This window comes from Paraclostridium sp., from assembly GCF_051656405.1.
Classification (GTDB): Bacteria; Bacillota; Clostridia; order Peptostreptococcales; family Peptostreptococcaceae; genus Paraclostridium.
Window position 1 is genome coordinate 1 of record NZ_JBOGBV010000063.1, and the last position, 6,507, is coordinate 6,507.

General features: G+C 28.5%; 6 protein-coding genes. All 6 read left to right on the forward strand.

Annotated features, from left to right (window positions below; translation table 11 throughout):
* Positions 1 to 845, forward strand: an 845-nt coding sequence (locus tag ACRDDE_RS09220) for an HAD-IC family P-type ATPase (protein WP_438626968.1), incomplete at its 5' end; no start/stop codon positions are given.
* A gap of 164 nt (positions 846 to 1,009) precedes the next feature.
* A complete protein-coding gene (locus ACRDDE_RS09225; RefSeq protein ID WP_438626969.1) occupies positions 1,010 to 2,353 on the forward strand; it encodes a M20 family metallopeptidase in 1,344 nt (447 codons plus the stop codon).
* A 104-nt stretch (positions 2,354 to 2,457) separates the two neighbouring features.
* Positions 2,458 to 3,228, forward strand: a complete 771-nt coding sequence (locus ACRDDE_RS09230) for an EFR1 family ferrodoxin (RefSeq protein WP_438626970.1) — start codon at positions 2,458 to 2,460, stop codon at positions 3,226 to 3,228.
* Positions 3,229 to 3,369: 141 nt separating this feature from the next.
* The gene (locus tag ACRDDE_RS09235) at positions 3,370 to 4,152 is read left to right on the forward strand and encodes a PIG-L family deacetylase (protein WP_438626971.1); all 783 of its coding nucleotides are present in this window, start codon (positions 3,370 to 3,372) and stop codon (positions 4,150 to 4,152) included.
* Positions 4,153 to 4,310: 158 nt separating this feature from the next.
* Positions 4,311 to 5,096 carry a PIG-L family deacetylase gene (locus tag ACRDDE_RS09240; RefSeq protein WP_438626972.1) on the forward strand — a complete coding sequence of 262 codons (786 nt, stop codon included), beginning with the start codon at positions 4,311 to 4,313 and terminating at the stop codon, positions 5,094 to 5,096.
* A gap of 167 nt (positions 5,097 to 5,263) precedes the next feature.
* A partial coding sequence (locus tag ACRDDE_RS09245; protein WP_438626973.1) for a BCCT family transporter occupies positions 5,264 to 6,507 on the forward strand: 1,244 nt, incomplete at its 3' end.

Consider the following 6,507-nt stretch of genomic DNA (forward strand, 5'->3'; position numbering starts at 1 on the left):
CAAGAGTTTCACCAGAAAATAAAATAAGAATAGTAAAAGCATGGCAAAGAAAAGGAAAAGTTTGTGCAATGACAGGAGATGGAGTAAATGATGCTCCAGCTTTAAAACAAGCAGATATAGGTATAGGAATGGGAAGTGGTACAGAAGTAGCAAAAGATGCATCAGATATGATTTTGGTAGATGATAACTTTGCAACTATAGTAAATGCAATAGAAGTAGGAAGAACTGTTTATACAAATATAAAAAAATCTATAGCTTATTTATTCTCAGGAAACTTAGGCGGAATAATAGCTATATTATTTGCTGTAATTGCAGGATTACCAAATCCATTTACTACAATCCAGTTACTATTTATAAATCTTGTAACAGATTCATTGCCAGCAATAGCACTAGGACTTGAAGAGCCTGAAAAAGGTGTTATGGATAATCCACCAAGAGATAAAGATGAAAAAATACTAACTAAAGATACAATTGGATTTGTTTTAACTAGAGGATATATAATTGGGGCAGTTACAATAATGGCTCAATTAATAGGTCTTAGATATTCTCATGAATTAGGTGTTGCAATGGCATTTTCAACACTTACACTTTCTAGAATAATGCAAACCTTTGCTTCTAGATCTAATACTCAATCAATACTTGAATTAGGATTTACTAGTAATAAATATGTGTTAGGTGCAGTTTGTATTTGTTTGACAATGTTTATGTCAACACAGCTTCCTTTTATGAGAGAAATATTTAATATTCCTTATAGTTTTAACTTTAACATATTATTAATTTGTTTTGGACTTGCAGTTTTATCCACATGTTCTATGGAGATAAGTGAGTTTTTAAAAAGAAAATAAAAATTATTTTAAATAATAAGGCTGAATATGGAAGTTGAAATGTCTATATTCAGCCATTTTTTTATTGTATATTAAAATAAATAGTATGTATTATTTATAGAAATAAAAATATAAATTGATATAATTATAGTTGAGAGTAGATTTTGAACAAGGGGGTATATGATATGAGAGATCAAATTATAAAAAATGTTGAAAATATTAAAGATGAAATGGTTAATTCAATTATTGAAAGTGTACAAATACCAAGTGTAATTGGTGAAGAAAGTAAGCAGTATCCATTTGGAAAAGATATAGATGATGTACTAAACCATATGTTAGATTTATGTGACAAATTAGGATTTAAAACTTATAAAGATAAAGAAGGATATTATGGCTATGCAGAAATAGGAGAAGGTGAAGAACTAGTAGGTATTTTAGGACATTTAGATGTAGTTCCAGCTGGGGATTTAAGTGCATGGAAGGTAGAACCTTTTAAGGGAACTATAATAGGGGGGAAGCTTTATGGAAGAGGAACACAAGATGACAAGGGACCTACTATTGCGGCCATATATGCAACAAAGGCAATAATAGATGCAGGTTTTAAGTTAAACAAAAGAGTTAGATTTATTTTTGGAACAGATGAAGAAACTTTATGGAGAGATATGGCTAAGTACAATGAAAATAAAGAAGAGATACCTAGTTTTGGATTTACACCAGATAGTGCATTTCCTTGTATCAATGCTGAAAAAGGGTTGTTACAATGTATCTTATCCTCAAATAAAGCATCAAAAGTTAATTTAAAAGCAGGAGATGCTTTTAATGCAGTTCCAAGTAAAGCTACATATAACAGTATAAATTTAGTTGAATTAGAAAGTGAATTAGAGAAATTAGGGTTTGAATATAAAAAAGAAGAAAATGCGATAACGGTTATAGGAAGAAGTGTGCATTCGCAAAAATGTAATGAAGGTATAAATTCCATATCTAGGCTTTGTATATCACTTAAAAATATTGGGATAAACACTCCAGCTATAGATTTTATATCTGAAGTAATAAAAGAAGATGCACATGCAAATTATATATTACCAAATTGCGAAGATGTATCAGGTAAGTTAACTCTTAATTTAGGAAAAATTGATTTAAATGAAGATGGGGAAAAAATTTATTTAGATGTTAGAATACCTGTTACAGTTGAAAAAGATGTATTTGTAAGTGAATTAAGAGAAAAAGCAAATAAGTATGGACTAGATTATATTGAATATGATTGGCTTAAATCAATATATATACCTAGTGATCATTTTTTAATAAAAACTTTAAGAAAAGTATACGAACAAGAAACAAATTGTGATTCAACGCCTATGGCATCTGGAGGAGCTACTTACGCAAGAGCTATCGATAACTGTGTTGCATTTGGGGCAATATTCCCTTGGGGCAAAAAGACAGAACATCAACCAAATGAATATGTTGAAATAAAAGATATAATAAAAGCTACTGAAATTTATGCGCTTACATTATATGAACTAACTAGATAATCTGATGTATAATAAACGAGGGACCTTTCTATAAGTGAAAGGTTCCTTGTTTGTAATAAAAGTAAAAAATAATTAATAATAGTTAAAAGGAAGGGGATGATTAGATGTTAAAAAATGGAGCAGTTGTGTTTTTTTCAGGAACTGGAAATTCTAAATACATAGCTAAGATTTTCAAAGAAGAATTTGATAAGGTAAATATAAACTTGGATATTATAAATATAGAAAAAGAAAGTGGATTAAAAAAAGAATATGATTTTTATGTGTTTGGAGGTCCTATACATGCAGAGATGTTACCAAGAATACTTACTGATTGGATACATAAAAATATACCTAATGAGCCTAAAAAGTGTATAGTATATCACACACTAGCAGGAGATAAACATAGTGAAGGTAGAGTTTCTTTAGCAAAATTGTTAAATAAAAAAGGATTAGATGTAGTGATAAATACATCTATACAAATGCCTAATAATTATTATCATAAATTTTTCAAAAGAGATACAGATGAGGAAATTAAAAAAGTTTTAGATTTAGCACCAAATAAGGTAGAAGCTATTGTTACAGATTTTTTAAATGATAAAAGAAGTGATATAAATTATAAAAAAATAACTGTTGGAACGAAATTAGTTTATGATAGTTTTTTAGTTTACGCTAAAAAATATGCAAAGAGAAACTTTTCGGTAGATACGAGTAAATGCATAAATTGTAAGATATGTGAAAAAGAGTGTCCTACTAATAATATAGTTATGAATGAAAAAAATATAGAGTTTTATAACAGGTGCATAGGATGTGAAAAATGTATTCATAGATGCCCGACAAATGCTATTTTATTTAAAAATGAGCCTTTTATACCATATAAAATTGAAGATTATATATAAGTAGGAAAATGAAAGGAAAATTGCAAAATATTACAGAAATGGAACAAAAACGACAAAAACGTAGAAATATATTGCGAAAATGTGTACTATAAATATCTAAAGGGTATAAAACCCTTATAAAAGATATTAGGTGGTGCGAAAATGAGCAAGAAGATAAAAATAGTTATTTGTATGATGATTATTTTAATAATAGGATTAGGTGCTAAATTTGTATATGGAGAAGCTGAAGATCCAATGCATAAGAATTTTAAGGATCATGTAGTTTTTTATCCTCAACATCAAGATGATGAAACTCTATGGGGTTCAAGTGCAATTATAGAAGCTGTAAGAGAGTGTGGAGCAGATAATGTATATGTTGTATTAGTTTCAGATGGTTCAGGTGTAAATGTATTTAATCAGCTTGAACAATTTAAAGGCATAAGTAGAAAAGAAAAAGAAATTTTAAGGAATAATGAATTCAAGGCAGCGTTAAACAGTTTAGGTGTGAAAAATGGTAATATAAGGATTTTAGCAGATGAAACAGAAAAAACAGGAACACATTATGATCTAATGGAAAAAACTATATTAGATTTTGAAAATAAATTTGGTAGTGTTACTCAAGTTTCTCAGCATTATCAGTATGATAATCATCCAATGCATAGAAAAAATGGAGTAATTTTAAAAAGGCTTAGTGATGAAGGAAAAGTAAAAGATGCTAGATATTTTGTAAAACCAGCATATGTAAAAGATATACCAGAAGATCAAAGGGATATATATACAGCAAATAATGAAGAAGATAAAGCAAAAGTAAAAGGTGCTTTAGATGCATACAAAACAAAAAATGAAAAAGAACAACTTTATGGAATTGGATATATGTCAACTCATAAATATTTTGATCATTTATATAATGATCCTCAATATACGTCAGTATTAAGTAGATATTAACAAAAAAACTATCTAAAATTAATTAATTTTAGATAGTTTTTTTTAGTTTAATGTGGCAATTAAATAAGAAATGAATATTTATAAATAAGAGTGAAAAAATAAGTACACTTAGTAGTAAATCATAAATTTTTTAACAACGACACTAGGTGGTGGATAATATGAAAAAAACAAATATTAGAATAGGTATTCTAATATTAATTCTTTTTATAATTGGGCTTGGAGTTAAGTTTCAAGGATTTAAAAATGAAAAACTTGAACATAAGAAACTTGGTAGTCATGTAGTTTTTTATCCTCAACATCAAGATGATGAAGTGCTTTGGGGAGGTAGTACTATAGTAGAAGCTATAAATACTTGTGGAGCAGACAATGTATATATTGTTTTAGTTTCAGATGGATCAGGAGTTAATGCATTTGATCAAATGCCAGAATTTAAAGGTATAAATAGAAAGGAAAAGTGTTGTTTAAGAAATAATGAATTTAAATGTGCTTTAAAAAATTTAGGAGTAAAAAGTAGCAATATAATAATCTTAGCTGATAAAACAAAAGAAGAGAAGCCACACTTTGACCTTATGGAAAATACGATATTAGATTTTGAAAATAAATTTGGCAGTGTTACTCATATAGCTCAACACTATAAATATGACAATCATCCAATGCACAAAAAAAACGGAGAAGTTTTAAAGAAACTTAGTGATGAAGGGAAAGTAAAAGATGCTAGATATTTCCTTAAACCTTCGTATGTTAAATATATTCCCCAAAGCCAAAGAGACGTGTACTTATCAGAAACTATAGAAGATAAAGCTAAAATAAAAGGTGCGCTTAATTCATATAGAATAAGAAATGAAAAAGAACAGCTTTATGGAATCGGATATATATCGGCTCACACATATTTTGATCATTTATATAATGATCCTCAATATAAATCGGTGCTAAGTATTTATTAGAAAAGATGCATATAAGTAAATTTTGTAATTTACTTATATGCATCTTTTAATTTATGCAAATTTGCAAAAGAAACAACTTTATGTTAAAATTAAGTTGTTTCAAGAAAAAACTTGTTTGAGAATTCGGGTTGTTACTTTTGACATAAAAAATATATCGGAGGTTGAGTATGAAAAAAAATAATATTGTATTTAATATATCTTTACTACTGACCAGTGTAGTTGTAATATTAGGTCTTGTGTCACCTACAATGTTTAAGAATATATCTAATAAAGGATTTAATATAGTGGTAAATAATTTTAACTGGGTATATCTAATTGTTATGTTAGCATTAGTTATATTTGCAGGTTTTTTAATTTTTAGTAAATATGGAAATATAAGATTAGGAAAAGATACTGATAGACCGGAATTTAGTAACTTATCTTGGTTTTCTATGTTATTTGGAGCAGGAATGGGAATAGGATTAGTATTTTTCGGAGCAGTAGAACCTATGAAACATTTTGTAAATCCAATAGGAGTAGAATCTGGAAGTTTAGAAGCGACAAACTTTGCAATGCAACAATCATTTATACACTGGGGAGTAACTCCCTGGGCTGCTTATGCAATAATGGGATTATCATTAGCATATTTTCAATTTAGAAAAGATGCACCAGGGTTAATAAGTAGTGTGTTTTTACCTATCTTAGGAGAAGAAGGGGTAAAGGGACCTATAGGGAAAACTATAGATATTTTAGCTGTATTTACAACAGTAACAGGGATAGCTACATCTTTAGGTATGGGAACAATGCAAATTGCAGGTGGACTTGAATATATGTTTGGAATAAAAAATACTATATATTTACAAATAGTTATAATAGCAATAGCAACAGTTTTATATATTAAAAGTTCTACTAGCGGATTAGATAAAGGTATAAAATTATTATCAAATATAAACTTAGCTTTAGCGGCTTTATTATTATTTGGAGCAGCTATTATTGGACCTACTACACATATGATTTCAAACTTCTCAAATGGAATGGGATTATATGTAGAACAATTTATATCTCAAAGTTTATATATGGATCCTACAGGTGAATGGATTGCTCAGTGGAGAGTATTTTATTGGGCGATGTGGATAGCTTGGATACCTTTTGTAGGAATATTTATAGCAAGAATATCTAAAGGAAGAACTATAAGAGAATTTATAATTGGAGTAACTTTGGTACCAGCGTTAGCATGTATAGTTTGGTTTTCTGTATTTGGTACATTAGGTACTAATTTAGGATTAGACTTTGCAAAAGATGCAACTATGGTAACTGAAACGGCACTTTTTAAAGTGTTTTCAAATTATCAATTTGGAAATATACTATCATTAGTAGCTATGGTACTATTATGTACATTCTTTATATCATCAGCAGATTCAGCTACTTATGT

Bases quoted from the DNA above. Each gene is read 5' to 3' on its own strand.
- ACRDDE_RS09225 (WP_438626969.1), top strand. From the start codon at position 1,010: ATGAGAGATCAAATTATAAAAAATGTTGAAAATATTAAAGATGAAATG.
- ACRDDE_RS09230 (WP_438626970.1), top strand. From the start codon at position 2,458: ATGTTAAAAAATGGAGCAGTTGTGTTTTTTTCAGGAACTGGAAATTCT.
- ACRDDE_RS09235 (WP_438626971.1), top strand. From the start codon at position 3,370: ATGAGCAAGAAGATAAAAATAGTTATTTGTATGATGATTATTTTAATA.
- ACRDDE_RS09240 (WP_438626972.1), top strand. From the start codon at position 4,311: ATGAAAAAAACAAATATTAGAATAGGTATTCTAATATTAATTCTTTTT.